We start from the raw sequence: 1,522 nt of genomic DNA on the forward strand, positions 1-1,522 counted from the left end.
TAGGGTTTACTGAAAAAGTAGTCTTCCATAAAAGGAGAAAAGTCGGTTTATAAGTCTCTGGATATAGAAAAAGATCTGGAGACAATGAATCTTTGCGAGATTCACTACGAGAATGGCGATTCTTATAACAATTTCGGAAGTATGGGCGAGTTTTGCCATTACTCTTCCAAGGGAGTACTTTCTTTTCAATTGTCCGAATTTCCCTTCGACAGGCACTCTTTCACACTCATTCTGTCGCCACTCTTCTTTCTGTTCATCAGAGTATCCATCTTTTGGTGGTCTTCCAAGAGGTTTACCTGATAGAACAATTCCTCGCTCCTTGCAATATTTGCGATTTTTTCTTGTAGCGTAAATCTGATCAGCCAAAACCTTTTTCGGATAAACGCCATATCTTTTCTTGTATGCTTCGATCTGTGACGGGAGGTCTTCAGATTCATTGTAACTGTCGAATGAAATTCTGTCGAGATAGGTGAAACCATCCACAACAGAGGCTGAAATCTTAGCTCCAAACTCAGTCTGTTTTCCAGCTTTCCCTCGAACTATTGGCCTAACCTGAGGCTGAGAACAACTCACAATTCTATCCGCCACAGAATGCTTTCTCTCTTTGAACATCTCAAACTGTTGGCGATACACTTCACTGGCCACGAGCAATTGGCGATACTGTTTAGACGACAGTGTATCAATCATCCCCAAAGCCTCAATTGTAGCGAGGTCTCTGCGAATAAAGTTCAACTGCTTACGGATGGCTTTGCGTCGTTTCGCTGCTGAAGAGCGTTTGCTTCGTGCTTCATTGAGATATGCTTTTCTTGCATTTCGACGATACGTTCTTGGTTTAACACCTGTCTTCTCACTGTTATCCCAAAGAGTATCGATGATTTTTTCACAGTGTTCGCGCGCTTCATTGAGTAGTGAAATATCCGTAGGAAACCGAACATCTGCAGGAGTACAAGTTGCATCAACAATTAGCGTTCCGCCATCACCAGTAAAGTCTCTGTCTGAGTCGTCTTTTGTTTCCCTATATTGCTGAACAATTCGGTCATTAAGCCTTGCAAGAAGTTCTGATGTAATTCTTTTTCGAAAATGTGTCATCATTGAACTGTGGAAGGGGCGTTCCTGCTGGAACTCTTTGAATCCCAGAAAATACTGCAGATACGGGCTCTCTTCTATCACTTCAACAGTCTCTTCATCACTCAGAGTCATCCGCTCCTTGATGATCAAAGCTCCAAGAGCAATACGAAAACTGAGTGAAGGAGCTCCTTGCGATTGAGAGAATTGAGACGCATACTCCGACTCAAATTCATGCCAGGGAATTTTATGAGCAAGAACTACCCATCGATTATCACCCTTGAGATGTCCACCAAAGGGGAGAAAAAACTCGATCTCAAGCTGTTCTGAGTCTGAATTTTGATACACTATCTGCAAGCCTTTTTCAGAGATGAAAGAAAAACCTTTGCAGAAAATACCTTTGCAGAAGTACAAGAGAGGCTTGAATAGCAAGATTTGAGTTATTCAGTAAGCCCTA

1 protein-coding gene is annotated in these 1,522 nt (G+C 42.1%); it reads right to left on the reverse strand.

The annotated features are described in order from the left end of the window. Nucleotides 1-6: 6 nt before the first annotated feature. Nucleotides 7-1,413 carry an IS5 family transposase gene (locus CALK_RS11615; RefSeq protein ID WP_155851876.1) on the reverse strand — a complete coding sequence of 469 codons (1,407 nt, stop codon included), beginning with the start codon at nucleotides 1,411-1,413 and terminating at the stop codon, nucleotides 7-9. Between the last annotated feature and the right edge of the window lie 109 nt (nucleotides 1,414-1,522).

The organism is Chitinivibrio alkaliphilus ACht1, from assembly GCF_000474745.1.
Lineage (GTDB): Bacteria > Fibrobacterota > Chitinivibrionia > Chitinivibrionales > Chitinivibrionaceae > Chitinivibrio > Chitinivibrio alkaliphilus.